We start from the raw sequence: 25,632 nt of genomic DNA on the forward strand, positions 1-25,632 counted from the left end.
AAAATAAATGGAAGCTAGAGGCCTTGTCAGCCACCAGCATAGCTGGTGGTTTTCTTGTTTTTCTCTACGAGAAAAACTGGCTTGAAGCCATAATAAAAAACAGAACTAGCATGAACTAGTCCTGTATACTTTTACCCAATCACACTTCCATTTGGTACAGCTGAATCAACTGTGAGAAGGGTTAATTTTCCATCATGTTCAGCTGAGAGAATCATCCCTTGGCTGACATATTTTTTCATCATTTTACGTGGTTTGAGATTGGCAACGATTTGAACTTTCTTGCCGACCAATTCTTGTTCATTTGGATAGTATTTTGCAATTCCTGAGAGAATTTGACGGTCTTCGCCATCACCTGCATCCAAGCGGAATTGAAGCAACTTATCAGAGCCTTCAACTTTAGAAACTTCTTTGACTTCTGCGACACGGATTTCAACCTTGTCAAAGTCTTCAAACTTGATTTCATCCTTGCTTAGTTTGAGTTCGACTTCGTCTGGATTCCATTCTTTTTCGACAGCTGGCTTGTTGCCTTCCATTTGTTCCTTGATATAGGCGATTTCTTCTTCCATATCCAGGCGTGGGAAGATTGGTGTTCCTTTGGCAACTACTGTTACACCCTCAGGGAAAGCAGCCAAACTCAAGTTTTCAAGACTAGAAACTTCTGCTAAGCCAAGTTGAGTCATAACCGCACGACTAGTTTCCATCATAAATGGTTCAATCAAGTGAGCGACGACACGAAGGCTGGCTGCCAAGTGGCTCATAACACTTGCTAATTGGTCACGAAGAGCTTCATCCTTAGCCAAGACCCATGGAGCTGTCTCGTCGATGTATTTATTAGTACGAGAGATAAGAGTCCAGACTGCTTCAAGCGCACGTGGGTAGTCAACTGCTTCCATGTGTGTATGGTAGTCAGCGATTGATTGCTCTGCTACTTGAGCAAGAGCATTATCAAACTCTGTTACGCCCTCTACATAGGCAGGGATTTGTCCATCAAAGTACTTGTTAATCATAGAAACCGTACGGTTGAGGAGGTTGCCAAGGTCATTAGCCAATTCATAGTTGATACGGCCGACATAGTCTTCTGGAGTGAAGGTTCCATCTGAACCAACTGGAAGGCTACGCATGAGGTAGTAACGAAGTGGATCTAGTCCATAACGCTCTACCAACATTTCAGGGTAAACGACATTCCCTTTAGATTTAGACATTTTACCATCTTTCATGACAAACCAACCATGGGCAATCAAACGATCAGGTAATTTAACATCCAACATCATAAGAAGGACTGGCCAGTAGATGGAGTGGAAACGAAGGATGTCTTTTCCTACCATGTGGAAGACTGTTCCATTCCAGAACTTGTCAAAGTTACCATGTTCGTCTTGACCGTAGCCAAGAGCTGTCGCATAGTTAAGAAGGGCATCAATCCAAACGTAGACAACGTGTTTTGGATTTGATGGGACAGGCACTCCCCATGTAAAGGTTGTACGAGATACCGCCAAATCTTCCAAACCTGGCTCGATGAAGTTGCGTAGCATTTCATTAAGGCGACCATCTGGAGTGATAAATTCAGGATGAGCTTTGAAAAATTCGACCAAACGATCTTGGTATTTGCTAAGGCGAAGGAAGTATGATTCTTCGGATACCCATTCAACCTCGTGACCTGATGGAGCAATACCACCAGTCACATTTCCAGCTTCATCACGGAAAACTTCTGCCAGTTGGCTTTCTGTAAAGAATTCTTCGTCTGATACTGAATACCAACCAGAGTATTCACCCAAGTAGATATCATCTTGAGCAAGTAAGCGTTCAAAGACCTGTACGACAACTTTTTCATGGTAGTCATCAGTTGTACGGATAAATTTATCGTATGAGATATCTAGTAATTTCCAGAGTTCTTTGACTCCAACTGCCATCCCATCAACATAGGCTTGTGGTGTAATGCCAGCTTCTTCAGCTTTCTGCTGGATCTTCTGACCATGTTCATCAAGACCTGTCAAATAAAAGACATCGTAGCCCATCAGGCGTTTGTAACGTGCTAGGACATCACAAGCAATGGTTGTGTAGGCAGAACCGATATGCAGTTTTCCAGATGGATAGTAAATCGGCGTTGTAATATAAAAATTCTTTTCAGACATAATTTTTCCTTTCCAGGCAAATGAAACCTGTTTTTCTAACACTTCATTATATCACATTTTTAAGGATTTTCGATAGGGAAATCCATACAAAAACAAGATAGACGAGTGTCCATCTTGTTGATCTTATTCATAACGAAGGGCTTCAATTGGATCAAGTTTCGATGCCTTGTTGGCTGGCAAGACCCCAAAAATCATACCCACACTAGCCGAAACTGCAAGACTAAATAGGGCAACTGGGATTGATACTCCAACTTCTATACCTTCTATTAAACCTTGCAGTAACAAACCTGCTAAGGCAGTTAAACCACTTGCAATTGTCAAGCCAATTAAGCCACCTAACAAGGTCAAAATCATGGATTCAATCAAAAACTGAATTAAAATATTGGCACGTGTTGCGCCCAAAGCCTTACGAAGACCAATCTCACGAGTGCGCTCTGTCACCGAAACCAGCATGATGTTCATGACACCAGTTCCTCCAACAAAGAGAGAAATCCCTGCGATGGAACTAATAATCGTCGTCATAAAACTAAACGATTGTTGAATTTCTGCAAATACAACGGACTCATCTGCCACCTGGTATTCTCCCTGTTGTAAGCCTGCAAGCTCTGTCATTTTTCGTGCCAGTTCTGGACCCAGAGTTGGGGTTAAACTGGTATCATTCACTCGAAAAACAATACTAGCTATTTCATCTACATTAAAATTCGCAGCAAGGGAGATATTGGTAGTAATAGGCAAGCCACCAAACCCATATATTTTTGACTTTTTAGCCTCCGGACTAGTATAAACCCCAATGACCCGGTAACTAAATCCATTGACTTCTACAACCTTGTTAATAGCCTCTTGAGGAGATTCAAATAAACTAATGGACAATTCCTCATCTAGCAAAATGACACTTGCAAACTCTTTGAAATCTTGCTCTCTCAGACTACGACCTGCAATAATTTCATTCTTAACAGCGTCCATGTAAGTTCTGTTTCCACCTGTCAAATTAGCATTCTCAACCTTTTTATCTTGATAGGTCAAGATGGCATTCGTTGAATTGGTTACATAGTAACTATCCACTCCCTTGAGTTTGGCTGCCTCTTGGACCCAGGATTCTTGCGGTTTTGGCGGTTCAACAGGAATTTCCTCTTCCTTTCCAGAAACCGTAAAAGCTGATTGTTTCTGAGTAAAAGACCCATCTTTACTTTTTTTAGGAGAGAAGAAAACGCTAATATTTTTCTGAGATTTGGTCATATCTTTATTAACTTGACGAGATAGGGAATCTCCCAAAGCCATAATCACAACAACTGATGAAACACCGATAATAATCCCAATCATGGTAAGCAAAGAACGCATCTTGTGAGCCATGATAGATGAAAAGGCAAATTTCAGATTCTGCATCTTAGTTTTCCTCCTTTCCTAACTGAGCACTGTCAGATGAAATGACTCCATCTCGAATGATAATCTGACGTTTAGCATAGGCAGCAATCTCAGGCTCATGCGTTACCATGATAATGGTTTTTCCTTCTTTGTTCAAGTCAACCAATAGTTGCATAATTTGATTCCCTGTTTTGGTATCCAAGGCTCCTGTCGGTTCGTCCGCTAGGATAATAGAAGGATTGTTTACCAAGGCACGAGCAATAGCCACACGTTGCTTTTGACCACCAGATAATTCCGAAGGCAAATGGTGACTACGTTCTGTCAATTCAACCTTGTCTAAATACTCCTCAGCCAACTTGCGCCGTTTTGAAGACGAAACTCCTGCGTAAATCAAGGGCAATTCTACATTTTGCAGAGCATTGAGCTTCGATAGAAGAAAGAACTGCTGAAAGACAAAACCGATTCGTTGGTTACGAACCTTGGCTAATTGTTTTTCACCCAGTCCAGCCACTTCTTGGCCTTCAAGATAATACTCTCCACTGGTTGGTGTATCCAACATGCCAATCGTATTCATCAGAGTGGACTTCCCAGAACCAGATGGTCCCATGATGGCAACAAATTCACCCTCATTCACTTCTAGATTGATGTTTTTGAGAACCTGCAGTTCTTGGTCACCATTGCGATAGCTTCTGCAGATATTTTTTAGACTAATTAGTTGCTTCATCAGCCTTCACCTCTTTTCCTTCTTCCAAGGAAGATGTTGGATTACTGATGACCTTAGCGCCATTTGTCAAACCAGAAGTGATTTCTTGATTTTCTGCGTCAGCATTTCCCAATGAAACCTCAACTTTTTTAGCCTTTTGTTGTTCATCCACAATCCAGACATAATTTTTACTATCATCCATTACTAGACTGCTGACAGGAACAAGAATAGCCTTGGTTTTGCTTTTAACCTCAATGTTGACAGAAAAACCTTGTTTCAAATCACCAACTTCGCCTGTCACATCAATAGTATAAGGGTATTTAGAACCTGTATTAGCCCCAGCTGCTGGACTAGCTGCTTCACCATTGTTTTTAGGATAGTCAGAAATATAGCTTAATTTCCCAGTCCATTTTTTATCAGGATATACTTTAGAAGTAAAGCTTACTTCTTGACCTACAGAAAGGTTGGCTAGATTGTACTCAGACAATTCTCCCTTGACTTGTAAATTTTCATTGCTAACAATATGAACCATAACTTGACTCGCCCCTGTTGGAGATTTAGAAACATTGCTATTGACTTCGACTACAGTTCCCTCTAGGGTACTGAGAACAGTTGTTGCATCCAATTGACTTTGAGCCTTGCTTAATTGCGCTGCAGCATCTGCACGCGCATCACGGGCATCACCCAATTGAGCGTCAATAGAAGCAACAGAATTTCCAGCAACTGGAGTTGGACTTTGCACCGTTACATCTTCTCCTCCTGCTGGTGCAGGTAACTGGGGAGCTGAAGCAGCTTCATTTCGTGCTTGGTTGAGTTCGTTGATATGACGGTCTGCCTTCGCAACTGCTCGACTCGCTGAATCATAGGCCGCCTGGGCTTCTGAACTACTGTACTTGACTAAAGCCTGCCCTTCGCTGACCTTATCCCCCACAGAAACAAGGATTTCGTCTAAATCTCCCTTGCTAGCATCAAAATAAACGTATTGTTCATTTTTTGCCGTTACTGTTCCTGATAATAAAACAGAGGATGCCACGCTTCCTTCCTTGGCAACAACAAGATGAGTAGGTTCATCTTTTACAGCGGTTTGCGAGGGTTGTCTAAAGAGTAAAATCCCCCCGGCACCCAATACAACTACACTCGCAGCACCGATGGCTGCATACAGTTGCCACTTTTTAGCTTTACCATTCTTTTTCTTCATAATGAAACTCCTTTTCTTTTTTACAATACTTTGCTATTATACCAAATTTCCCTCCAGCAAACAATGCAGTTCAGATGGAAATAATGACAGTTCAGGATTAAACAATCGTTCGGAAATCCTCCTTTTCTATTGTACTAGTTATATGATACACTATCTTGACTTATTTGGCAAGCTTTTTTGCAATTTTTTGAACGTAGCAGATTTTTGCAATCAAATCAAAAAAAAGATAGAATATGACTATCAAAAAATGACACTCTACTATTTAAAAGAGTACAAAGGAGTTTTCAATGAGAGAATACGATATCATTGCTATCGGTGGAGGTAGTGGAGGAATTGCTACCATGAACCGTGCTGGTGAACACGGAGCCAAAGCGGCCGTTATTGAAGAAAAGAAACTAGGTGGAACCTGTGTCAATGTCGGCTGTGTTCCTAAAAAAATCATGTGGTACGGGGCGCAAATCGCTGAGACTTTCCATCAATTTGGAGAAGACTACGGCTTTAAGACTACTGATCTTAACTTTGACTTTGCAACCCTACGTCGCAATCGTGAAGCCTACATCGATCGCGCTCGTTCTTCTTATGATGGCAGTTTTAAACGCAACGGTGTAGACTTAATTGAAGGCCATGCTGAATTTGTAGATTCTCATACTGTCAGCGTAAATGGTGAACTGATTCGTGCTAAACATATCGTGATTGCTACTGGTGCCCATCCAAGTATTCCAAATATTCCTGGTGCTGAGCTAGGTGGCTCTTCTGATGATGTATTTGCCTGGGAAGAACTTCCAGAGTCAGTCGCTATTCTAGGCGCTGGTTATATCGCCGTTGAATTGGCTGGCGTACTCCACACTTTTGGTGTCAAGACAAACCTCTTTGTTCGCCGCGATCGTCCTTTACGTAGTTTTGATTCTTACATCGTTGAAGGTTTGGTCAAGGAAATGGAAAGAACAAACTTACCACTTCACACTCACAAAGTCCCTGTCAAGTTAGAAAAAACTACTGACGGCATTACCATTCATTTCGAAGATGGTACTAGTCACACAGCTAGCCAAGTTATCTGGGCTACTGGTCGCCGTCCAAACGTTAAGGGCTTGCAACTTGAAAAAGCTGGAGTCACGCTGAACGAACGTGGCTTTATCCAAGTTGATGAATACCAAAATACTGTTGTTGAAGGAATCTACGCTCTAGGTGATGTAACAGGTGAAAAAGAACTGACTCCAGTTGCTATCAAGGCTGGTCGTACTTTATCTGAACGTCTCTTTAACGGAAAAACAACTGCAAAAATGGACTACTCAACTATTCCAACTGTTGTCTTTTCACACCCTGCTATCGGAACTGTTGGCTTGACAGAAGAGAAAGCTATCAAAGAATACGGCCAAGACCAAATCAAGGTTTACAAATCAAGCTTTACTTCTATGTACTCTGCTTGCACTGGCAACCGTCAAGAAACACGTTTCAAATTGATCACAGCTAGTTCAGAAGAAAAAGTTGTCGGACTTCATGGAATTGGATACGGTGTTGATGAAATGATTCAGGGATTTGCCGTTGCTATCAAAATGGGAGCAACCAAGGCTGACTTTGATGCAACTGTGGCAATTCACCCAACTGCATCTGAAGAATTTGTAACCATGCGTTAATCGAAATAAAAGAAGCAGAGCAACAAACACTTCTAAATATCAAAAAGCGAGTATTTCCGTAGTTGGAGATACTCGTTTTCTTATGTCTTATTTTATAGTATGTTGAAATAAGATATGCAAAAATCAATTAACAAACCATAGCAAAATACAAGGATTATAATACAATCATTTATTCTTTTCTTTAAAAGATTCATATATTTTTTTATATAATTCTTTTATATCTTTTTTCTGAGAATTCAACTCTTCTTTACCGTAGTCAAAGTTTGCTACCACAAATCCCGCGCCATCATCAGAAAAAGTAAAAAATTCTATTTCAATTAGTTTATTATGCTTAGAGTCCTCTATGGTGTCTCCTAAACCATTATTGAATTTCTTCACTTCTTCTTCACGAACTCCGAACCCCGTAGCAGCTCCATTTGCAATGATGTTTGAAAATACTTCTTCTGAAGATGATACTTCTTTCACAGTTATGAAGTATATAGCTTCTTCCGTTTCTACTTGTCTCACTTTATTCCATTTTTCTGTGTCACTAGAAGAAAGCGTATAGATTGTTAACTCTACCGTTGGCTTATTGATATTTTCTTTTGTAATCATTTGTTTTCCAAAAAAGAAAATGGCAAGTGCCCCAGTTACAAAGATCAAAGCAATATAAATTTTCTTTTTCATACCTTATACCCTATATCTTTCATGTCAATTATCACATCAACTTCGTTATAGACAGCTGGATCATGCGTCGCTATAATGACATATTTATCTTCAGCTATTTCATTCAATAATAAGCGAATGATTTCTTTTCCAATCTCACCATCTAAAGCTCCTGTAGGTTCATCTGCTAAGATAATTTTACGTGGCTTCGTTAACATTCTGGCAATAGCTACACGTTGAGCCTGCCCTCCAGACAATTCATATATTTTTTGATGTAAATAGTCACTTGACAGTCCTACTTTTTCAAGTACGTCAGTTATTGTTTTTTTGTCTTTAGTGATAAGGCTCAGATTATCATATACTGTTTTGTTATCTATTAAAGAATAATTCTGAAATACATATCCAACAGTATTTTTAAAAAAAGTTCTTTCTTTTATCTTCCAAATATCTTGTTTATCAACTAAAACATTCCCACTGTCAATTTTTTCTAATCTTCCTATAATATTAAGAAGGGTACTTTTACCGGAGCCAGAACCTCCAATCAATGCATAGCTTTTTCCAGATTCAAATATTAAATTTAAGTCTGTAAAGATCTTCTTTGAGCCGAAACTTTTTGAAACGTTCAAAAGGTCAATTGTCATGATTCATCTCCTTTTAAAATTTTAGTGTAGCTTTCAGATAATTTTCTAAAACTCATTATGATCGACAACATCAAAACTAGCAGAGAAGCCGCTCCAATATATAGCAACTCTATTTGTCCTGTCATCAGAAATGTAAATAGAATAACCATTGTAATAGTCATCATAAAATATTTGAGACTTGAAATTGCTATATATGTTTTTGACAGACCCAAAATGATTTTTTTCACATATTCATTCTGTTTTAGAGTAATAAAAAGTTGGACATATTGATAAATGAGTATAAAGATAATACTGTAAATTATCTTCTGCAAGATTTGTGAAAGTAAAATTTGGTGCTCTAAGGATTGAATCTTTAATTTCACAATTTGGTAAACATCTACTGGATTCATTGAGAAATTCAACGGGACAGTCATCTCATTTATTTTTTTTACCGCTTCAGGACTAAAAAGAGATTTATATAGTATGTTACTAGCCAAAGAAAACTTATTATTTTCCATCATTTTGTCCGTATCTAACACAACAACTATATTATCTTTGCTATCTGCTAGACTTGCCATTGGTAAAATATCTTTATTTTTATGATCGATATCAGCATCCTCATTGAAATAAAAAATTTTATTACCATCAGGAATTATTTGTACTGCAAGCTGTTCTTTTGTATAGTTTGTTCCAATAAATTGTTCTGCTACAACTGTATTCTCAATAGATTTCTGGTTTTCTTTCCACTTCTCAGGAATATAAATGGTTGCTATCTTATTATCTAAAAGATGATAGTTTGTTCCATTCACTTTGTTTTGTAGGTTAGCACCTGTTTGATTAATATAAATCAACTCTTTATTTATTTCTGGATTCGTTATTCCGTCATTTTCTAATTGTTTAGAAAAGTCTTCTAAAACATGAGATGTTTTCATAAAATCTGGAACATATGCCGAAGATCGTTCAATATATAAGAAATCTAAGTTTTTTAAGGCAGCAACTATCTGTAGATACTGACCATCTGAATCACTAACTTCTCCATTTTTAGCAGAGTTACTTTCAATTCCAAGGAACTCAATCCTTCTCCAGTCTTTTACTGTGTCCCACGGTACTAAATTCTGTATTTGTATGTTCATACTAGATTGACTACTCTTTGTTTCTTGTAAAAAAACTCCTGAGACAAGGATAATAATCGAAATAATAGCAAGCCATACGACAAAAATAAGCTTGTTTTTTGCCTTGTTTTTGATAATTTCAATGGGCTTTTCAATCTGAATCGTCGACCAAAATAAAACAAAGGTGATGAGATCAATGATTTGAAATAGTATAAAATTCGTTAAAAGCAGAGAGAAAAATAACTTAGAACTATAAGTGAAGAAACCATTTCCCAAAAAAGAACTGTAAGAAATCATCAATAAAGCCATCATAATCAGTTCAAAAATAAGAGAAATCACATACTCTCTTCTAAGATCGTATACAGGCAAGCCCAAAGAACGTCGTATCACTCCTTCTTTGATCTGCCTCGTCCTAACAACAAATAAAACAACTAATAAAGTTAAGTAAATGGAACCCATTAACAGTATTCTTAAAGTTCCAGTGAATTGTAATATTCCTCCTATATACCAAGGATAAGCCATATAGACTGTTTGCAGCCCCGTCATCGTAAGTGGTTTCAAACTATCTACATCCATTTTCCCAAGGGTATAATACATCCCTATTATTGGTGCTGACTTTAATTGTTCATTATTTACATCATCAAAATTTACATACTTCAACTGACCCGAACTCTGAACGATTGGCTTGTAAATGGTAACCTTTTCCGTTTTTGATAAGTCACGAACCATTTCATATATTTCGTTATTAGAAAGATTACTTTTCCCTTGAATAGAGAAAGCACCATCAATTGGTAAAGGTATGGGGATTTCGGTATCACTAATAGTGACCAGACCAATTGTAGCAATCAAACAAAAGAAGAATCCAATGATACATAATTTTAATTTCATAAGCAATTACCATATTACAAAAGACCCTATTTTATAATTGGGTCTCCTGTTTTCATAAATTATTTTTAAAATCTATAATAATCCCAATATGCATTTAAGCGAACATCGTTCCAAGATTTTGTTGCACTTGAATATGCCCATCCATAATCTTTTTTATCCTGAGCTTTAACTGTTCCCCAAAAATTCGTTACTGAAGATTTTGAACCAATATTATCTGGAGACTTAACAAAGTAATTCGAATAACCATAGTTATCATTTACACCATATTCCCATACATCAATAATCGGATATGGAGCAGGGTGTGCTGTAGTTGCACTAACAACACTAGCTGCAGTAGCAAAGCTAAAACTGAAAACACTTGCAGCTAGAAAAACAGATGCTTTCTTATTAATTCTTTTTTTCATTTTACTTCTCCTTGAATTTAAATATTTGATGAAGATTAAATAATAGTCTCTTTTTAGTCCCTCCATATTACTTTAATATGAATTGATTATATTTAGGTTTTTAATCACCGTTATGGTATCTAGAGTCGTTAAAATATCTCGTAACTACCCCTCCTTTTAAAATTGAACACATCTAAATGCATCCGTTTACATTTTTAATATAACACTTATTTTTTAATTTGTCAAATATTTACTAGTATATTTTTTATTAATAAAATAGGATTATCTATACAGACAATTTTCGAATCAACAAAAAAATTATCCAACTTAACCAATAAGCAAAATCGGCCGTTACAGTTTTTGTTACCTTGTTTTAAAAAATTGGTTGACAATGATTCCTCTATGAGTATAATAGTTACTATACATCAGAAAAGAGGTTAACTATTTTGAAAAAAGCTCACATTTATGCTATCCCTGCTATTGGGGCTGCTCTCATTGCTGTTTTGGCACAAATCAGTCTTCCAGTTGGACCTGTTCCCTTCACTCTGCAAAACTTTGCAATCGGCTTGATTGCTACTGTCTTTAGACCGAGAGAGGCTGTACTTTCTGTTGGACTCTATCTTCTTCTAGGTGCTATCGGTCTTCCTGTGTTTGCAGGAGGTGGAGCTGGTTTTCAGGCTTTAGTTGGCCCTACTGCAGGCTATCTTTGGTTTTATCTCGTTTACTCTGGACTTACTTCCTCTCTAACCAACAGCAAGAGCGGAATTGTCAATATTTTTCTTGCAAATCTCTTGGGTGATGCCCTTGTCTTTGTCGGAGGGATTCTCAGCTTGCATTTTCTAGCTGGAATGGCATTTGAAAAAGCTCTTGTTGTGGGGGTCATTCCCTTTATCATTCCAGACCTTGGTAAACTTCTAGCTATTAGTTTGATTAGTCGTCCTCTACTTCAACGCCTTAAAAATCAGGCTTACTTTGCTAACTAAAAAAGGATATCGAGTTGTCATAACTCAGTATCCTTTTCTTTTATTTTGAAAACTTAGTTTCCTTTAAAAGCATCCACCATTGTTTGAAATTCTTCATTGGAAAAAGTAATTCCTTTGCCCATCTTCGTATGGTCTGGACTCCAAGCACGAATATCAAACTTTGCAGGGGCACCATTAAAGCTCACACGGTTGATTTCCTTGGTCCAACCCTTTTCGTTTTCAGAAAGAGTCAACAAGTGCTCTTCGATTTCAAATGTAAATTCTGCCATTTTCTTCTCCTTTTTTTAACTTTCATCTGATTATTCGTAAAATCTTGTAGATTTTAGGAAAATTTTATATAATATTGATATAAAAGAAGGGAGGCCAATATGAGACATAAATTCCAGCAAGTTCTAGGTAAAATACATGACTTTTTAAATGGACATGACCAACCTGACCAGACTGAAAGCAACTCCCTTACAGCCACTATTGAAGAGGCTATCCAGAAACAAACTGCTGTTCACCTTATCTTGTCTGAGACAAGCTTTACAGGTGACATCATCAAATACGATCAGCAAGGACAGCAAATTATCGTGAAAAATTTTGCCAAAAATGTGAGCCGGATTATCCGTATAAGCGATATTCAACGCCTGCGATTTGTCCCCTCAACTGTCCAAACAGCCCAAAAAAATAGATTTAAGAAAGAGTGAGATGTAGTTGCTTCATCCCACTCTTTTTTCTTAGCGAATTTGTTCAAAATGTAAATGAACTGCGATATGATCTCCATAACCACTTCTTTCCAAGTCACGTTGTAAACGATAGGAAATGTAGTGTTCTGCAATGGTAATGTAACCTGCGCCCAATAAACGATGTTCAACCATAGATTGAATCATACTGATAGTCGCACGTTCCACCTTGGCTTCTTGTAAATCCAAAACTACCTTCTTAGTGACCTGAGCAAGATTTTGACGCAAATCATCTGTCAAAACATAAACAGTTTGGGCTGCCTTCAAGATGGCTTGGTAAATCTTATCTGGATTAAATTCAGCAATTTCGCCATTACGTTTGATTACTTGCATAGGTTTCTCCTTTATTCTTTGTTTTCTTTGATTTCTGCCAGCATTTTTTCTTCTTCTACTGTCAGTTGATAATGTTCAAGTAAATCTGGTCTGCGCTCGTAGGTTTTCTTTAAACTCTCGTACAATCGCCACTGACGAATCTTTTCATGGTGGCCACTCATCAATACATCTGGCACGACCATGCCTCGATAATCATAGGGACGTGTGTACTGAGGATATTCTAAAAGACCTGAAGAAAAACTATCATCTTGGTGGCTAGACTCCTTGCCAATCACTTCTGGAATCAGGCGAACTGTAGCATCAATCATGGTCATAGCTGCCAATTCTCCACCAGTGAGGACATAGTCGCCTAGGGAAATCTCATCTGTTACCAAGGTCTTAATGCGCTCATCATAACCCTCATAGTGCCCACAGATAAAGATTAGCTCTTCCTCTTGAGCCAAATCTTCAGCATAAGCCTGATCAAACTGCTTTCCAGCAGGATCGAGGAGAATAACGCGCGGATTTTTCTTTTCAATAGCATCAAAGGCATCGAAAATGGGTTGGGCTCGGAGCAACATGCCCTGACCGCCTCCGTAGGGCTCATCATCTACATGACGGGCCTTTTCAGCATTTTCTCGAAAATTATGATACTGGATATCCAAGAGCCCTTTTTCTCGAGCCTTTCCAACGATTGAGTGCTCCAGTGGAGAAAACATCTCTGGAAAGAGGGTTAAAATATCAATCTTCATCATCTAACCCTTCTAAAATTTCCACATCGACACGGTTATTCGGAATATCAACATTGAGAACCACTGGTGGAATATAAGGCAAGAGCAAGTCACGTTTGCCTTTTCGCTTGACCACCCAGACATCGTTAGCACCTGGTTGCAGGATTTCCTTGATGGTTCCAATCAAGTTATCACCCTCATAGACTTCTAAACCGATAATCTCGTGATAATAAAATTCACCATCGTCTAGGTCATTCAAATCTTCCTCAGCGACCTTGAGACTGTATCCTTTGTACTTTTCGATAGCATTGATATGATACATATCTTTGAATTTAATAATGTCAAAGTTCTTCTGTTTACGGTGGCTAGCAATGGTCACTGTTTGAACAAACTGATCTTTTTCATCAAACAAGGCCAGCTCAGATCCTTTTTTAAACCGTTCTTCTGCAAAATCCGTCACAGACAAGACTCGCATCTCACCCTGCAACCCTTGAGTATTGACGATTTTCCCAACATTAAAGTAGTTCATCTTGTCTCCTGTAGTCTATTTCTATCCATATTATTCTGACAATTCTCGAATAATAGTTGCAATTTTTTCGGATTCTGACCATTGTAAATAATGGTGATTCCCTCCTGAAATGAGTTTAGTATTGGAAGTCCAATATTCTGATTCTCTGTACTCTCTTTCTCTATAAGGCTGACAAAAAACAAATACAGGGATACAATCTGGTATTGATACATCCTCAAAATCTTCCTCAGTAATCTCTCCAGATATCTGAAATCCTGGATTTTGGTTTTCCAACTCTAAGCCTTTTTTTTGCATTATTTCCCAGATTTCTTTATTCGTTTCAGGACTAAATGTTGCTTGAGTTAAATTCTTCAAATAAAGTTCAGGTCCATACTCGTCAATCAGCCTCATCTGTTCTTCCATTTCTGGATAAGGATTTTCTGAAAAATCAGCAAACATGACGTTTTTAGTTGTCGGTTCCACTGCTACTAAAGCCTGACACTTAATTGGTTTCTTGAGTAATTTGCAAGCTAAAATTCCACTCAAACTATGTACACAAAGTATATATTCAGAAATCTCCAATTCTTCAAGCACTTCATAAACTGCATCTACAAGATTATCCAGATTTTTGTCAGCTTGGTCATGAATCGGACTCCTACCTGTGTTTGGAAAATCAATTGTCAAATAACCAATTGTAGGAGGAAGTTTTTCGATTATAAGTGAAAAATTTTCATAACTTGGTAGCAAACCTGCTCCATTTAAACAAACTAGCACTTTCTTTTGCTTTCGATAAGTAACAGAGAGACTACCAATTTTCGTAGATACTTCAAATCTCTTCATAAAGAAATCCACTCATTCTATATAATGAATTATTAAAAATCCTTATCCTTTATTTTATCACGTTCCAAAGATTTTCTCAAGTTGGAGAAAAAAGACACTATAGATATTATCCCTCTAAAAATCCTCGTAACTTCTCAAAGTAACTTCCATCTCTCTCTCCCAAAACTGGAAGTTACTCTAAAACGACTTTGTTTTAGGGCTATTTGTCGTGCACTTTTTTCTGAGTCTTTTCGCTTTTGAACCCTTATATATCAAGAAAAAGAAAATCAGTGGAAGTTAGTCTCAGACGGATTTCCACTGATTTCACGCGTTTTTCTAATACTAAAAGCTAGGTTGTGGAAAACTGGAAGTTAGTTTGGGAATTTACCCTCTAAAAATCCTTCCAAATCCTGATGAGGCTATTTTACACTTCTCCTCGCAAAAAAGCGAGACATTCGTCCCGCTCTTCTTATTTTTCGTCAATAACGATTCTTACTTTTTTGTCTTCAGTTGGGACAGAGTAGACAATCGTTCTTATCGCAGAAATAGTGCGACCCTTACGACCGATTACACGACCCACATCACTTTGATCAAGATCCAAATGATATTCCAAAAACTCTGGTGTATCTTCAATCTTGATAGTTAAGGCATCTGGTTGTGAAATCAAGGGTTTCACAATCGCAATAATGAGATTTTCAATCGTATCCATCTGTCAACCTACTTTAAACTTATTTTGAGAATTTAGAATCGTGGAATTTCTTCAATACACCTTCTTTTGAAAGGATGTTGCGAACTGTATCTGAAGGTTGAGCTCCATCAGCCAACCATGCAAGAACGCGGTCTTCTTTCAAAGTTACTTGGTTTTCAGCAACAAGTGGATTGTAAGTTCCAACTGTTTCGATGAAACGTCCGTCACGTGGTGAACGTGAATCTGCTACGTTGATACGGTAGAAAGGTTTTTTCTTAGAACCCATACGAGTCAAACGGATTTTAACTGCCATTTTTAAAGTCTCTTTTCTTATTTTTTATTTCGGTGAAATAGCTGAGCTATTTAGCACATGTTCTATTATAGCAGATTTCTAACAGGTGTCAAGAAAAAAACTTGACAGACTATAAAATTTTTAAACCATTTAGAAATTTGTTAGAAGTAGGAAATAAATGTTTGAAAGAGGCTATCCGTGAATACTATTTTAGAAAAATTTTATAAAGAACACCAAGTCAAACCCTTCATATCGCCTGAACGAGATTTGGATACTTGGCTCCTAAGTCCCAAGCCCGTTCCCAAGCGAAATATGAACTTATTAGCAGATGATTCACTAGCAGGAGATATCATTTTACTATGGAGAATCCAGTTTGGTACTTTTACCACTGAAACATGATTTTAAAAACTCCCATTCGAATATGATTCAAAATTCGCTTAGAATCAATGTTTTCCCACTTTTTCAAAAAATAAATTTTCATCTAATTTAAATAACTTTCAATTAAGTGTGAATTTTGCTTAAAATCATAAAAAAACACCCCATGGTGTGAACCATAATACTCTTTGAAAATCTCTTCAAACCACGTCAACGTCGTCTTGCCGTAGGTATGGTTACTTACTTCGTCAGTCTTATCTACAACCTCAAAGCAGTTCTTTGAACAACCTGCGGCTAGCTTCCTAGTTTGCTCTTTGATTTTCATTGAGTATAAAGTGTTGTAAATACTGTATTGTAGCTAGTTCTTAACCTTTAGAGAACTGGCTAGCTTTACGAGCTTTCTTAAGATCTGGTTTGGAAAGTATAGATTTCAATTAGACTAAAAACAGCGAAATATCAAGGATTTTAAAAAAGATATCTACTAATTAATTTATAAAATATGAATTAATAGATTCTAAATAGGGGAATAGTTTAGGTCTGTAAAAGATTAAATAATTTCTATTTTAGCTGTTAGAAACGTTGGTACATCAATGTTTTTAGAATGCTACATAATAAAAGGTAGAGTAAATAGTAGAGTAGTTATTGCGTTAGTTCAGCAATCTTATCGATATAAAGATTAACAGATTCTAACTTTCTTTGCGGTGCTAACTCGGCGTATGTGTCCATTGTTGTTGAAATTGATTTATCTTTTTTGATTTTTTAATGACCTTTTTGCCATTATGGATAATTTTTTCAGTTTCATCAGAAATCAAAAATTTTTTTCTTTGAATATTGAAATTTGCGAATGTCTTGGAAAGTCTAAGACAGCTAGATTGTATAGAAATTAAGTCATCATCCGACAAAGAATTCATTCTTTTATTTACAGTTTCCAAATCTCTAAATAAAATAGAGCCGAAGCAGTGGTAAAACATATTTTCAACAAGCTTGGCAATATCTCCAAAAATAATTTCTTTATAGTCTAAGTCGGTTTGAGTATTCAAATAAAGCAATATTGAAGTGGTAACTTGTTGCTTTTCCTTTTCAACTTGACTAACTTGACCTGCATTGCTTAGTTCGCTTTGTGTAATATTGTGTTTTTTTCTTAAATTTTTGATACGAGTAGGTAGTTCATGTGAATAATTTTCTTCAAAAAATTTCATATACAATCCCCCTATAATCATGGAAAAGTAGTAAAAATAGTTGTTATCCTAGTTGATTAAAAAAATCTCTGATTTCCTCATCTTTTATAAAATAATATATAATTTTCCCATCTCTTCTAGTGTCCAAGATGTTTTGATTGGCTAGTTTACGAAGATGGTGGGAGGCAGATGCCATACTGAGATTTAGTAAACAGGCTATATCACAGACACAGAGTTCTTCAACAGCAAGGAGATAAAAGATGATATTTATCTGTTTATTATCGGTAAACTTTGATAAAATACGAAGTGATTTTTGGACTTTTTCCTTTTCAAGGTAGTTCGTCGCGGTTGTAACATTTTGTTGATTTATAATATTCACTTGGCAAATACTATCTTTTTTCATAATTTTTTCTCCTAGCCGAACACAGTCCTTAGCATGTCAAAGCTGTTGTTTTCAATCAGAATATACATCCCCAATCCTAAATAGACAACGGCAATAAACCATCTGCTATATTTTTCCAAAGTTTCTCCAACAGAAGGGACTTGTGCCAATTTTTGGGCAGAAAAAACCAAGAGATAAATCATGACTAGAAAAGTAAGTAAAGTCACTATCAAATTCGCTAAATTTAAGGTGGTAAAATATGGGACAAAGACACCAATATTGTCAGCGCCACAACTTGCAAAAGTAATCATAGCGACTAGAAAAATCAGGTTTTTATTGTCTTTTCGCAAACCATCTTTTGCAATAGCTTCTCCATCAGAATCTCCTAAAAGCAAAACTTTGAGGCCTAGGAAAATTGGAATCAAACCGAGTAAACCTAAAATCTCTTTACTAGGAATATAATTTAAGACAAATGCAAAAAGCAAACTTAGCAATATTAGACTAACAGAGCCTAGAAATTGTCCTAAATAGATGTTAATGATGTCTTTTCTGCTTTTTCTTTTGGCAAAAAATAACATTAGGATAATAAGTAAGTCTACGGCTGTCCCAGAATACAGGATTATTGAAGTAACAACATTTTGAATCATAAAACACCTCATTCAAATATATTTTTGAATGTATTCTAACATTAAACTTTGTAGATGTCAACTTAAAATCCACCAAAATATAGATAAGAAGTTAGTGTACCAAATATTAAAAAGCCCTGCCATCGAAATGATAGCAGGGCTTAACTTCAATATCCAGATGATATATTTATCTAAAAAAGGTAGAGTTTTTATTGATTTGTAGTGCTATATAATGAGTTTCCAAAAATCAAAAATCGCTTAAAATCAGTATTTTGACATCTATTGACGTGTACTGAAATCCTTACTTAACCTCTGTAAAAATTAACTTCTACACCTACAAAGCTTATTCTGACAGACTTTATACAGTCTAAGAAAAAAAGTAGAGATTCATACAGTATCTAGATTTTTCAAAAATTCTTTATCATCAAATATTATTAACGAAACTATCCAAACCAAATCCGATGCATTACTTCAAAGAATTCTTTAGTTGTTTGTCTATCAAGGGCTTTTATTAAAAAATTTTTTCAAATAATTGCCACCTTGGCACATAAATTCTTGCTTTCTAAATTTAAATGTGATATATTTATAACATAAAATTTAAGTGTTATATATTTATAACACAAAAAAGGAGTCTATCATGAAAAAAAGTCAAAAAATGCGTGGCCTCATTGCAATGATTGCCGTAGCTCTCTTTATTGATTTTATTGTTGTATTTGGTTCTAATCTTAGTTGGGAACCCAAGTTAGTTATTACTGGTATTTCAGTGTCAGGTCAAATTGTAGCTATATCGAGCTGGCTACATAAGAGTCAGAAAGGTAAGAGAAAAATTATTTTTGACTTGTCTGCTAAGCTTTACACGATACTTGTGTTTGCAGCAAGCATTTTTTATACAGTAGGAATTTGGGTTGCGACCCCAAGCGAAAGTTCTGGTATTAAAGAATGGATTTTGGGAATTGGCCTCGTTATTGAAGTGATTCTATTTGGTTTTTTCTCTTTAAAAAATGTCAAGGAAACTCCGGACGAACGCTTTTATGCTAATTTAGCAAAGGCAGCTAGCTTGATGTTGGTTTTTATACTAGGGGCACTGATGATCCTAGCAGTTATCATTGGGTATATGGGGCCTCTCACTCTTTACATGGGCCAGATCTTTATTAGCATAGCTACCTTCATTTGCATCTTTGCGGTTGTCTATCTTATCTTGGAACGGAGAGGATAAGCATGGCCAAAGAAAGTAAGATTATTACTAATCTCAAATCTGTTCGTGAGTCCACAGGTATGACCCAGCAGGAGTTAGCCGACCGCATCGGCATGCGACGCGAGACAATTCTGCACTTGGAAAATAATCGTTACAACCCTTCGCTGGAAATGGCTCTTAAAATTGCTCAAGTTTTTAATCTGAAAGTAGAAGACCTCTTTGAACTCAGACAGAAAGAGGAAGCATAATTCTTTTCGAGACCTAGCATTCAGTTCATTGATTCATTAGGAATTGAAGGAAAAAGAAAAAATCCTTTGAAAATGTGCTCTTTTAAAATATAGTAATTCTTTCGAAGAACGTTTACTAATTGGGATGCTTTACGAGCTTTCTTAAGATCTGGTTTCCTAAATACTTCGAGTACACTTATGGCATTGATGCTCCTAAGCATCTCAAAACTCTGGTAGAAAAAGGTTATGATAGCATTGAAACGGATTTTGATTCACTTGATTATCTAATACGCTACCATGAAAAAGAATATCCTGAAAAGCAAGGGAATTACAGGACTATCTAAGATGAAGGCTGCAGATCTGGAGCAAACCCTTCATAACAACTTTTCAGAAGAAGAATTAGCAAGTCACTTTACCGTTCGTGGCTACAAATTAACTCCAAAGGGGAGCAGATACTGGAACAGTACCAGGAAATTATCGACCGTCATCCAAAGAAAAATCTCTAATCAAGTAATTTTTTAGTTGATTTTCTCTAAAATTGTCTTGTCACTAATATTTGAAATCCCCTTCCTTTTAGGGTACAATGATAGAAATGAATTTTTGAGAGGAATAGAATGAAAAAACTAGCAACCCTTCTTTTACTGTCCACTGTAGCCCTAGCTGGGTGTAGCAGCATCCAACGCAGTCTGCGTGGTGATGACTATGTAGATTCTAGCTTGGCCGCTGAGGAAAGCTCCAAAGCAGCTACCCAATCTGCCAAGGAGTTAAATGATGCTCTGACAAATGAGAATGCCAACTTCCCTCAACTTTCTAAGGAAGTTGCTGAAGATGAAGCTGAAGTGATTCTCCACACAAGCCAAGGTGATATCCGCATTAAGCTCTTCCCTAAACTCGCTCCTCTAGCGGTTGAAAACTTCCTCACTCATGCCAAAGAAGGCTACTATAACGGAATTACCTTCCACCGTGTCATCGATGGCTTCATGGTTCAAACTGGAGATCCAAAAGGGGACGGTACAGGTGGTCAGTCCATCTGGCATGACAAGGATAAGACTAAAGACAAGGGAACTGGTTTCAAAAACGAGATTACTCCTTATCTCTATAACATCCGTGGTGCTCTTTCTATGGCTAATACTGGTCAACCAAACACCAATGGTAGCCAGTTCTTCATCAACCAAAACTCTACAGATACCTCTGCTAAACTCCCTACAAGCAAGTATCCCAAGAAAATCATCGAAGCCTATAAAGAAGGGGGAAATCCTAGCCTTGATGGCAAACACCCAGTCTTTGGCCAAGTGATTGACGGTATGGATGTTGTAGATAAGATTGCTAAAGCCGAAAAAGATGAAAAAGACAAGCCAACAACTGCTATCACAATCGATAGCATCGAAGTGGTGAAAGATTACAATTTTAAATCTTAAAAACCAAAAAAATACAGTATCCACATTCGGTACTGTATTTCTTTTACTCTCATTCTTAAGTTAAATTATTAAAATCCCAGATTTGGTCCATCCAGCCTTCATAGAAGTCTGGCTCGTGACAGACCATAAGAATCGATCCCTTGTATTCTTTGAGAGCACGTTTGAGTTCATCCTTGGCATCCACATCCAAGTGGTTGGTCGGCTCGTCCAGCACTAAAACATTGTTTTCACGATTCATCAAGAGACAGAAACGAACCTTGGCTTGTTCCCCACCTGACAAGACCTGAATTTGGCTTTCGATATGCTTAGTTGTCAAACCACAACGGGCAAGGGCTGCACGGACTTCTGCTTGGTTGAGAGCTGGAAAGGCATTCCAGACAGCTTCAAGAGGAGTTTGGCGATTGCCACCTTCTACTTCCTGTTCAAAATAACCGAGTTCTAGGTAGTCACCGCGTTCCACTTCCCCAGCGATTGGCGGGATAATCCCTAAAAGGCTCTTCAAAAGAGTTGTTTTCCCGATACCATTTGCCCCGATAATAGCAACCTTTTGATTGCGTTCAAAGGTAAGATTTAAAGGCTTGGTCAGAGGACGTTCATAACCAATTTGCAAATCCTTGGCTTGGAAAATAAAGCGTCCTGGCGTACGAGCTGGTTTGAAATCAAAGGACGGCTTTGGTTTCTCACTTTGCAACTCGATAATATCCATCTTATCCAATTTCTTCTGACGAGACATGGCCATGTTTCGTGTTGCAACACGCGCTTTATTACGTGCGACAAAGTCTTTGAGATCTGCAATCTCTTTCTGCTGACGTTCGTAGGCAGCCTCTAGCTGAGATTTCTTCATAGCATAGACTTCTTGGAACTGGTAGTAGTCACCAGAATAACGCGTCAGTTGTTGATTTTCCACATGGTAGACGATATTGATAACATCATTAAGGAATGGAATATCGTGTGAAATAAGGACAAAGGCATTCTCATAGTTTTGGAGATAACGCTTGAGCCAGTCAATATGCTCAGCATCCAAGTAGTTGGTCGGCTCGTCCAAAAGTAAGATATCAGGCTTTTCAAGGAGAAGTTTTGCCAAAAGCACCTTGGTTCTTTGCCCACCTGATAAAGAGGTTACATCTGTATCCATGCCAAAGTCCATAACACCAAGGGCACGCGCTACTTCGTCAATCTTGGCATCCAAGGTATAGAAATCACGACTCTCCAAACGGTCTTGGAGTTCGCCAACTTCTTCCATGAGAGCATCAACATCCGCACCGTCTTCAGCCATTTCCATATAGAGGTCATTGATACGAGCTTCAGCTTTGAAAAGCTCATCAAAGGCCGTACGGAGAACATCGCGCACCGACTGCCCCTCAGCAAGAACAGAGTGCTGATCCAAGTAACCAGCGGTCACATATTTGGACCACTCAACCTTCCCTTCATCTGGCAGCATTTTGCCAGTCACAATGCTCATAAAGGTTGATTTTCCTTCACCATTGGCACCGACCAGACCGATATGTTCTCCCTTGAGGAGACGGAAGGATACATCTTCAAAAATTGCACGGTCGCCAAAACCGTGACTCAGATTTTTAACTTCTAAAATACTCATTTTAATTCCTTATCTTATTTTTATGTAATTGTTTATAGAGGAGCCAAGCCAAATAGCCACCCAAGATATTGGTCCACAAATCATCAATCTCAAAGACGCGATTAAAATCAAAGAAAAAGTCCAAAACTAACTGCGTACACTCGATTCCAAGACTCACTAGAAAACTAAAAAAGAGCACTTTTCTTGTTTTCCGCAAGTTTGGAAGGAGATAAAGGAGTTGGAACATCAGAGGAAAAAGCAAGAAGACATTTAAAATGTTCTGCAAAAAAATCCAAATGACTTGTCCCAAACTAGTCACTTCACCCAATTTCCAGAGAGAATTGAAAGGAGTCAAAAGAAAAACCAGGCGTCCAAGATGCTGAATACCTGGAGTTTCCACCCCCACGGGAGATTGTTCTTGAGGAGTAAAGCAAAAATAGACAATGCAAATGCTATAGAAAATGACTCCCCAGACCAAAACATGATTATAAGTTTTCTTCATCATTAAGGATTGACTGCTGCAACTGCTTTCTGGCGGTCACGTTTCATTGTATTAGAACGTAATTGTCCACAAGCTGCATCAATATCAGTACCATGCTCTTGACGAACCACACAGTTAACCCCTTTTTTCTTAAGCGTATCATAGAAAGCCAACACGCGCTCTTTAGGACTACGGCTATATTGGTCATGCTCACTAACTGGGTTATAAGGAATCAAGTTTACATAAGACAATTTCTTAATATTCTTGAGCAATTCAGCCAATTCCAAGGCTTGTTCTACACCATCATTAACTTCATTGAGCATGATGTATTCAAAGGTCACACGACGGTTGGTTGTCTCAATATAATACTCAATAGCTGCAAAGAGTTTTTCAATCGGAAAGGCACGGTTAATCTTCATGATGCTTGAGCGCAATTCATTGTTGGGTGCGTGAAGAGACACGGCAAGATTGACCTGAACCCCTTCATCAGCAAAGTCACGAATTTTATGGGCCAAACCTGAGGTTGAAACCGTGATGTGACGAGCACCGATAGCCATTACTTTATCATCATTGATAGTACAAACGAAATTCAAAACATTGTTGTAATTATCAAAGGGCTCACTGATTCCCATGACAACGATATGGCTGACACGTTCATCCTGACCACGCTCATCAAAGTATTTCTGAACCAGCATAATTTGCGCTACGATTTCACCGTTATTGAGGTCACGTTGCTTCTTAATCAAACCAGAGGCACAGAAGGTACAACCGATATTACAGCCGACCTGAGTGGTCACACAGACAGATAAAACGTAGTGTTGACGTATGAGTACTGTCTCAATCAGCATTCCATCTGGCAATTCAAAAAGATATTTAACTGTCCCATCAGCAGACTCTTGCACAATACCTTGTTTCAAGGGATTGACCACAAACTGGTCATTAAGCTTAGCAATCAAATCCTTGAAAAGGTTGGTCATTTCTTCAATAGAGCCATTCCCAGATTTGATCTGCACGGAATTTCTTTTCTCCCTGCTCCAATACCCATTCCTGCATGGTTTGACGTGTTAAACTATAAATTGAGGGTTTTATTTCTTCTCCTTATTCTCTACTCACTTCTGACGAATGACAAAATGACGTTGTCCCTTGTCCTCTTTCTGAGAATGCTGGTCTTTCTGACGACGTCTATTTTTCTTATCTGCATTCGGTTTTCGTTTTGTTTGAGTCGGTTTCTTTCCTTTTCTAAAAGGCTGTTCTTCTTCCTTCTTACGCATTTTCTTGTCAAATGATGCTCGCTTAGGGGCTTCATTTTCTAAGACAAAATAGGCACAACCATAACTACAATACTCTAATAGGTAGTCTTGTAAACGACTGATTTTTTCAAGTTTTTCTTCTGTTCGGTCATCCTTGTAAAAACCTCGTAGGCGAAGCTGTTCGTTGCTCCAGTCTCCCACGATATAATCAAACTTGGTTAAGACTTCTGAAAAACGCTGATTAAAAGCCGTCACATCAAAGGCATCCTTGATATTTTCCACCAAGGAAAAAGCGATCCCTTCCGTTTCAACCTTGTCCCCGTGTAAATGAAACTCAGGACCAGGAAACTTGTTATAGTTGTATAATTCAGGTGCAATTTCTTTTCGCATAGATATCCTTTTTTCACGATTACTTAATACTTTATTCTACCATAATTTCTAGCAGTTAGCACGTTTCTCATAAAAATGAAAAAAGTCTGACGATTTTGTCAGACCAAAATAATATAACCTTAAAAAGAGAAGAACAATTCTTCCCTCCAACTATCATTATTTAGCAGCTGCGTACAATTCATCTACTTTGTTCCAGTTGATCACTGAGAAGAAAGCTTTGATGTAGTCAGGACGCACGTTGCGGTATTTCACATAGTAAGCATGTTCCCAAACGTCCAAGCCCAAGATTGGTTTTTTACCTTCTGAGATTGGTGTGTCTTGATTTGCTGTTGAAGTCACTTCAAGTTTACCTTCTTTGTTGACAACCAACCATGCCCAGCCAGAACCAAAACGAGTTGTTGCTGCTGCAGTGAAGGCTGCTTGGAATTCTTCAAATGAACCAAATGTTGCATCGATTGCTGCTGCAAGTTCTGCTGATGGAGCTGTTTTTTCAGGAGTCATCAATTCCCAGAAAAGAGCGTGGTTCAAGTGTCCACCACCATTGTTGATAAGCGCTTGACGGATATCAGCTGGGATAGATTCTACATCAGCAAGCAAGGCTGCAAGGTCTTCACCAATTTCAGGGTGTTTTTCTAAAGCTGCATTGGCATTGTTGACATAAGTTTGATGGTGTTTGTCATGGTGCAAATGCATTGTTTCCGCATCGATGTATGGTTCCAAAGCGTCGTATGCATATGGAAGATCTGGTAAGATAATAGCCATCTGTAATACCTCTTTTTCTTTCTATATGAAAATGATAACG

31 protein-coding genes and 2 pseudogenes are annotated in these 25,632 nt (G+C 37.7%); 9 read left to right on the forward strand and 24 right to left on the reverse strand.

From position 1 onward, the window contains the following. Positions 1–131: 131 nt before the first annotated feature. From metG to HT729_RS08870, 4 genes are all read right to left on the reverse strand, one after another. On the reverse strand, positions 132–2,129 hold the full coding sequence (gene metG, locus HT729_RS08855) for a methionine--tRNA ligase (protein WP_172931922.1): 1,998 nt from the start codon (positions 2,127–2,129) through the stop codon (positions 132–134). A 123-nt stretch (positions 2,130–2,252) separates the two neighbouring features. Then, a complete protein-coding gene (locus tag HT729_RS08860) occupies positions 2,253–3,512 on the reverse strand; it encodes an ABC transporter permease (RefSeq protein ID WP_001180416.1) in 1,260 nt (419 codons plus the stop codon). Between the two features lies 1 nt (position 3,513). Beyond that, on the reverse strand, positions 3,514–4,215 hold the full coding sequence (locus HT729_RS08865; RefSeq protein WP_172931923.1) for an ABC transporter ATP-binding protein: 702 nt from the start codon (positions 4,213–4,215) through the stop codon (positions 3,514–3,516). Next, complete coding sequence (locus HT729_RS08870) at positions 4,199–5,392, reverse strand: efflux RND transporter periplasmic adaptor subunit (protein WP_023935835.1); 1,194 nt, start codon at positions 5,390–5,392, stop codon at positions 4,199–4,201. Before HT729_RS08870 ends, HT729_RS08865 begins: the two co-directional genes overlap by 17 nt. Positions 5,393–5,679: 287 nt before the next feature. Between HT729_RS08870 and gor the strand changes: the two genes are divergently transcribed. Next, entirely contained in the window at positions 5,680–7,026 is a 1,347-nt protein-coding gene (gene gor / locus HT729_RS08875) for a glutathione-disulfide reductase (protein WP_172931924.1), read from the forward strand. A 165-nt stretch (positions 7,027–7,191) separates the two neighbouring features. On the opposite strand, the gene HT729_RS08880 is transcribed toward gor, so the two are convergent. The 4 genes from HT729_RS08880 to HT729_RS08895 form a co-directional block, all read right to left on the reverse strand. Further along, positions 7,192–7,692 (reverse strand): hypothetical protein, encoded by a 501-nt coding sequence (locus tag HT729_RS08880; protein WP_000727305.1) that lies wholly within the window; start codon positions 7,690–7,692, stop codon positions 7,192–7,194. After that, positions 7,689–8,312, reverse strand: a complete 624-nt coding sequence (locus HT729_RS08885; RefSeq protein WP_172931925.1) for an ATP-binding cassette domain-containing protein — start codon at positions 8,310–8,312, stop codon at positions 7,689–7,691. Before HT729_RS08885 ends, HT729_RS08880 begins: the two co-directional genes overlap by 4 nt. Further along, complete coding sequence (locus HT729_RS08890; RefSeq protein ID WP_023940507.1) at positions 8,309–10,291, reverse strand: hypothetical protein; 1,983 nt, start codon at positions 10,289–10,291, stop codon at positions 8,309–8,311. The genes HT729_RS08885 and HT729_RS08890 overlap by 4 nt, the downstream gene beginning before the upstream one ends. Before the next feature lie 65 nt (positions 10,292–10,356). Beyond that, entirely contained in the window at positions 10,357–10,695 is a 339-nt protein-coding gene (locus tag HT729_RS08895) for a hypothetical protein (RefSeq protein ID WP_000746103.1), read from the reverse strand. Between the two features lie 425 nt (positions 10,696–11,120). Here HT729_RS08895 and HT729_RS08900 point away from each other — a divergent pair, with 425 nt between their 5' ends. After that, a complete protein-coding gene (locus tag HT729_RS08900; protein ID WP_023933578.1) occupies positions 11,121–11,657 on the forward strand; it encodes a biotin transporter BioY in 537 nt (178 codons plus the stop codon). A gap of 53 nt (positions 11,658–11,710) precedes the next feature. Here HT729_RS08900 and HT729_RS08905 read toward each other — a convergent pair whose 3' ends face one another. Further along, complete coding sequence (locus tag HT729_RS08905; protein WP_023940504.1) at positions 11,711–11,926, reverse strand: YdbC family protein; 216 nt, start codon at positions 11,924–11,926, stop codon at positions 11,711–11,713. 99 nt (positions 11,927–12,025) lie between these two features. On the opposite strand from HT729_RS08905, the gene HT729_RS08910 reads away from it, so the two are divergent. Next, positions 12,026–12,346, forward strand: a complete 321-nt coding sequence (locus tag HT729_RS08910) for a hypothetical protein (protein WP_049513506.1) — start codon at positions 12,026–12,028, stop codon at positions 12,344–12,346. A gap of 30 nt (positions 12,347–12,376) precedes the next feature. Here the strand turns inward: HT729_RS08910 and HT729_RS08915 are convergent, their stop codons facing one another. From HT729_RS08915 to rpsP, 6 genes are all read right to left on the reverse strand, one after another. Beyond that, a complete protein-coding gene (locus HT729_RS08915; RefSeq protein WP_001196049.1) occupies positions 12,377–12,715 on the reverse strand; it encodes an ATP cone domain-containing protein in 339 nt (112 codons plus the stop codon). Between the two features lie 11 nt (positions 12,716–12,726). Beyond that, positions 12,727–13,446: a tRNA (guanosine(37)-N1)-methyltransferase TrmD gene (gene trmD, locus HT729_RS08920; RefSeq protein ID WP_023940500.1), complete on the reverse strand. Its 720-nt coding sequence runs from the start codon at positions 13,444–13,446 to the stop codon at positions 12,727–12,729. After that, positions 13,436–13,954 carry a ribosome maturation factor RimM gene (gene rimM, locus HT729_RS08925; RefSeq protein WP_172926234.1) on the reverse strand — a complete coding sequence of 173 codons (519 nt, stop codon included), beginning with the start codon at positions 13,952–13,954 and terminating at the stop codon, positions 13,436–13,438. Before rimM ends, trmD begins: the two co-directional genes overlap by 11 nt. A 30-nt stretch (positions 13,955–13,984) precedes the next feature. Continuing rightward, a complete protein-coding gene (locus HT729_RS08930) occupies positions 13,985–14,773 on the reverse strand; it encodes an alpha/beta hydrolase (protein ID WP_172926235.1) in 789 nt (262 codons plus the stop codon). Between the two features lie 448 nt (positions 14,774–15,221). After that, on the reverse strand, positions 15,222–15,461 hold the full coding sequence (gene kphA / locus HT729_RS08935) for an RNA-binding protein KphA (RefSeq protein ID WP_000379617.1): 240 nt from the start codon (positions 15,459–15,461) through the stop codon (positions 15,222–15,224). A 19-nt stretch (positions 15,462–15,480) separates the two neighbouring features. Further along, positions 15,481–15,753: a 30S ribosomal protein S16 gene (rpsP, locus tag HT729_RS08940; RefSeq protein WP_000268760.1), complete on the reverse strand. Its 273-nt coding sequence runs from the start codon at positions 15,751–15,753 to the stop codon at positions 15,481–15,483. A gap of 177 nt (positions 15,754–15,930) precedes the next feature. Here rpsP and HT729_RS08945 point away from each other — a divergent pair, with 177 nt between their 5' ends. Next, complete coding sequence (locus HT729_RS08945) at positions 15,931–16,131, forward strand: hypothetical protein (protein ID WP_001092276.1); 201 nt, start codon at positions 15,931–15,933, stop codon at positions 16,129–16,131. 82 nt (positions 16,132–16,213) lie between these two features. Here HT729_RS08945 and HT729_RS12135 read toward each other — a convergent pair whose 3' ends face one another. The 4 genes and pseudogenes from HT729_RS12135 to HT729_RS08965 all read right to left on the reverse strand — a co-directional run bounded on the left by HT729_RS12135 (position 16,214) and on the right by HT729_RS08965 (position 18,314). Beyond that, the gene (locus HT729_RS12135; RefSeq protein WP_023938302.1) at positions 16,214–16,432 is read right to left on the reverse strand and encodes a hypothetical protein; all 219 of its coding nucleotides are present in this window, start codon (positions 16,430–16,432) and stop codon (positions 16,214–16,216) included. A gap of 466 nt (positions 16,433–16,898) precedes the next feature. Continuing rightward, positions 16,899–17,306, reverse strand: a pseudogene (locus HT729_RS08955) (helix-turn-helix transcriptional regulator); the annotation flags it as partial. Positions 17,307–17,349: 43 nt separating this feature from the next. Then, a complete protein-coding gene (gene cadX / locus HT729_RS08960; RefSeq protein ID WP_000711082.1) occupies positions 17,350–17,688 on the reverse strand; it encodes a Cd(II)/Zn(II)-sensing metalloregulatory transcriptional regulator CadX in 339 nt (112 codons plus the stop codon). 11 nt (positions 17,689–17,699) lie between these two features. After that, complete coding sequence (locus HT729_RS08965; RefSeq protein WP_000615748.1) at positions 17,700–18,314, reverse strand: CadD family cadmium resistance transporter; 615 nt, start codon at positions 18,312–18,314, stop codon at positions 17,700–17,702. A gap of 28 nt (positions 18,315–18,342) precedes the next feature. Between HT729_RS08965 and HT729_RS12140 the strand changes: the two genes are divergently transcribed. The 5 genes from HT729_RS12140 (at position 18,343) to HT729_RS08985 (ending at position 21,133) form a co-directional block, all read left to right on the forward strand. Then, positions 18,343–18,516, forward strand: coding sequence for a FanG protein (locus tag HT729_RS12140; RefSeq protein ID WP_078374329.1), 174 nt, complete (start codon positions 18,343–18,345; stop codon positions 18,514–18,516). Positions 18,517–18,930: 414 nt separating this feature from the next. Beyond that, positions 18,931–19,509, forward strand: coding sequence for a hypothetical protein (locus tag HT729_RS08970; RefSeq protein WP_000749558.1), 579 nt, complete (start codon positions 18,931–18,933; stop codon positions 19,507–19,509). 2 nt (positions 19,510–19,511) lie between these two features. Continuing rightward, positions 19,512–19,736 carry a helix-turn-helix transcriptional regulator gene (locus HT729_RS08975; RefSeq protein WP_001041099.1) on the forward strand — a complete coding sequence of 75 codons (225 nt, stop codon included), beginning with the start codon at positions 19,512–19,514 and terminating at the stop codon, positions 19,734–19,736. Between the two features lie 276 nt (positions 19,737–20,012). Further along, positions 20,013–20,237 (forward strand): hypothetical protein, encoded by a 225-nt coding sequence (locus tag HT729_RS08980; protein WP_171039165.1) that lies wholly within the window; start codon positions 20,013–20,015, stop codon positions 20,235–20,237. Between the two features lie 92 nt (positions 20,238–20,329). Continuing rightward, positions 20,330–21,133, forward strand: coding sequence for a peptidylprolyl isomerase (locus HT729_RS08985; protein ID WP_138703664.1), 804 nt, complete (start codon positions 20,330–20,332; stop codon positions 21,131–21,133). A 55-nt stretch (positions 21,134–21,188) separates the two neighbouring features. Here HT729_RS08985 and HT729_RS08990 read toward each other — a convergent pair whose 3' ends face one another. The 5 genes and pseudogenes from HT729_RS08990 to sodA form a co-directional block, all read right to left on the reverse strand. Further along, a complete protein-coding gene (locus HT729_RS08990) occupies positions 21,189–22,730 on the reverse strand; it encodes an ABC-F family ATP-binding cassette domain-containing protein (protein ID WP_023935815.1) in 1,542 nt (513 codons plus the stop codon). 1 nt (position 22,731) lies between these two features. After that, complete coding sequence (locus HT729_RS08995; protein WP_000976727.1) at positions 22,732–23,214, reverse strand: VanZ family protein; 483 nt, start codon at positions 23,212–23,214, stop codon at positions 22,732–22,734. Then, a pseudogene (gene rlmN / locus HT729_RS09000) lies at positions 23,214–24,279 on the reverse strand (23S rRNA (adenine(2503)-C(2))-methyltransferase RlmN). The gene HT729_RS08995 and the pseudogene rlmN overlap by 1 nt, the downstream one beginning before the upstream one ends. A 20-nt stretch (positions 24,280–24,299) precedes the next feature. Beyond that, positions 24,300–24,830 (reverse strand): YutD family protein, encoded by a 531-nt coding sequence (locus HT729_RS09005; RefSeq protein ID WP_001224342.1) that lies wholly within the window; start codon positions 24,828–24,830, stop codon positions 24,300–24,302. Positions 24,831–24,986: 156 nt separating this feature from the next. Beyond that, positions 24,987–25,592, reverse strand: coding sequence for a superoxide dismutase SodA (gene sodA / locus HT729_RS09010; protein ID WP_164226921.1), 606 nt, complete (start codon positions 25,590–25,592; stop codon positions 24,987–24,989). Positions 25,593–25,632 lie beyond the last annotated feature (40 nt).

Source organism: Streptococcus sp. 79, from assembly GCF_013277425.1.
GTDB lineage: Bacteria > Bacillota > Bacilli > Lactobacillales > Streptococcaceae > Streptococcus > Streptococcus pseudopneumoniae.

Bases quoted from the DNA above. Each gene is read 5' to 3' on its own strand.
- HT729_RS08870 (WP_023935835.1), bottom strand. From the start codon at position 5,392: ATGAAGAAAAAGAATGGTAAAGCTAAAAAGTGGCAACTGTATGCAGCC.
- HT729_RS08885 (WP_172931925.1), bottom strand. From the start codon at position 8,312: ATGACAATTGACCTTTTGAACGTTTCAAAAAGTTTCGGCTCAAAGAAG.
- rimM (WP_172926234.1), bottom strand. From the start codon at position 13,954: ATGAACTACTTTAATGTTGGGAAAATCGTCAATACTCAAGGGTTGCAG.
- HT729_RS08895 (WP_000746103.1), bottom strand. From the start codon at position 10,695: ATGAAAAAAAGAATTAATAAGAAAGCATCTGTTTTTCTAGCTGCAAGT.
- HT729_RS08930 (WP_172926235.1), bottom strand. From the start codon at position 14,773: ATGAAGAGATTTGAAGTATCTACGAAAATTGGTAGTCTCTCTGTTACT.
- HT729_RS08990 (WP_023935815.1), bottom strand. From the start codon at position 22,730: ATGAGTATTTTAGAAGTTAAAAATCTGAGTCACGGTTTTGGCGACCGT.
- HT729_RS08965 (WP_000615748.1), bottom strand. From the start codon at position 18,314: ATGATTCAAAATGTTGTTACTTCAATAATCCTGTATTCTGGGACAGCC.
- gor (WP_172931924.1), top strand. From the start codon at position 5,680: ATGAGAGAATACGATATCATTGCTATCGGTGGAGGTAGTGGAGGAATT.
- trmD (WP_023940500.1), bottom strand. From the start codon at position 13,446: ATGAAGATTGATATTTTAACCCTCTTTCCAGAGATGTTTTCTCCACTG.
- HT729_RS12140 (WP_078374329.1), top strand. From the start codon at position 18,343: ATGTATTCTAACATTAAACTTTGTAGATGTCAACTTAAAATCCACCAA.
- HT729_RS08985 (WP_138703664.1), top strand. From the start codon at position 20,330: ATGAAAAAACTAGCAACCCTTCTTTTACTGTCCACTGTAGCCCTAGCT.
- HT729_RS08915 (WP_001196049.1), bottom strand. From the start codon at position 12,715: ATGCAAGTAATCAAACGTAATGGCGAAATTGCTGAATTTAATCCAGAT.
- HT729_RS08905 (WP_023940504.1), bottom strand. From the start codon at position 11,926: ATGGCAGAATTTACATTTGAAATCGAAGAGCACTTGTTGACTCTTTCT.
- HT729_RS08975 (WP_001041099.1), top strand. From the start codon at position 19,512: ATGGCCAAAGAAAGTAAGATTATTACTAATCTCAAATCTGTTCGTGAG.
- HT729_RS08970 (WP_000749558.1), top strand. From the start codon at position 18,931: ATGAAAAAAAGTCAAAAAATGCGTGGCCTCATTGCAATGATTGCCGTA.
- HT729_RS08890 (WP_023940507.1), bottom strand. From the start codon at position 10,291: ATGAAATTAAAATTATGTATCATTGGATTCTTCTTTTGTTTGATTGCT.
- HT729_RS08995 (WP_000976727.1), bottom strand. From the start codon at position 23,214: ATGATGAAGAAAACTTATAATCATGTTTTGGTCTGGGGAGTCATTTTC.
- rpsP (WP_000268760.1), bottom strand. From the start codon at position 15,753: ATGGCAGTTAAAATCCGTTTGACTCGTATGGGTTCTAAGAAAAAACCT.
- HT729_RS08880 (WP_000727305.1), bottom strand. From the start codon at position 7,692: ATGAAAAAGAAAATTTATATTGCTTTGATCTTTGTAACTGGGGCACTT.
- sodA (WP_164226921.1), bottom strand. From the start codon at position 25,592: ATGGCTATTATCTTACCAGATCTTCCATATGCATACGACGCTTTGGAA.
- HT729_RS08860 (WP_001180416.1), bottom strand. From the start codon at position 3,512: ATGCAGAATCTGAAATTTGCCTTTTCATCTATCATGGCTCACAAGATG.
- cadX (WP_000711082.1), bottom strand. From the start codon at position 17,688: ATGAAAAAAGATAGTATTTGCCAAGTGAATATTATAAATCAACAAAAT.
- metG (WP_172931922.1), bottom strand. From the start codon at position 2,129: ATGTCTGAAAAGAATTTTTATATTACAACGCCGATTTACTATCCATCT.
- HT729_RS08910 (WP_049513506.1), top strand. From the start codon at position 12,026: ATGAGACATAAATTCCAGCAAGTTCTAGGTAAAATACATGACTTTTTA.
- HT729_RS08980 (WP_171039165.1), top strand. From the start codon at position 20,013: ATGAAAAAGAATATCCTGAAAAGCAAGGGAATTACAGGACTATCTAAG.
- HT729_RS12135 (WP_023938302.1), bottom strand. From the start codon at position 16,432: ATGAAAATCAAAGAGCAAACTAGGAAGCTAGCCGCAGGTTGTTCAAAG.
- HT729_RS08865 (WP_172931923.1), bottom strand. From the start codon at position 4,215: ATGAAGCAACTAATTAGTCTAAAAAATATCTGCAGAAGCTATCGCAAT.
- kphA (WP_000379617.1), bottom strand. From the start codon at position 15,461: ATGGATACGATTGAAAATCTCATTATTGCGATTGTGAAACCCTTGATT.
- HT729_RS09005 (WP_001224342.1), bottom strand. From the start codon at position 24,830: ATGCGAAAAGAAATTGCACCTGAATTATACAACTATAACAAGTTTCCT.